This is a genomic window from Pseudomonas sp. SIMBA_067 (assembly GCF_046534675.1).
GTDB lineage: Bacteria > Pseudomonadota > Gammaproteobacteria > Pseudomonadales > Pseudomonadaceae > Aquipseudomonas > Aquipseudomonas putida.
On sequence record NZ_JAWRYH010000186.1, the window covers coordinates 1 to 326 of the forward strand.

The following is a 326-nucleotide window of genomic DNA, read 5'->3' on the forward strand; positions in this document are numbered from 1 at the left end:
CCTTGATAACAATACCTGTGGCTGTAGTGAATACGAAAACCGCCAAACCTTAGTCCCTTCGTGCGTTAAACTCACTAAAGAAAACCTAAAAGACATCTTTTTCATGCCCCAAAGCTGTAGCTACCGCCGTCTTCATGAAGGGCGCGGTTTAGCAACGTGGCACCCGTTACTTAATAACGGCGATAAAACTAAAATGCATGAGCTAAACATTTCAGCCAAAGATAAAACAGTAAAAGATTGTGATGTAAAATTAGACGATTTTGACTTGTATATTGCCGAGTGGCCAACCAAGGATTGCAACTAGTGAGTAAGTTACAAGCAAGTAT

Annotated in this window: 1 pseudogene; it reads left to right on the forward strand. The window is 40.8% G+C overall.

Annotated elements, in window-relative coordinates:
* Positions 1–304: pseudogene (locus SB765_RS28650) on the forward strand (hypothetical protein); the annotation flags it as partial.
* Positions 305–326 lie beyond the last annotated feature (22 nt).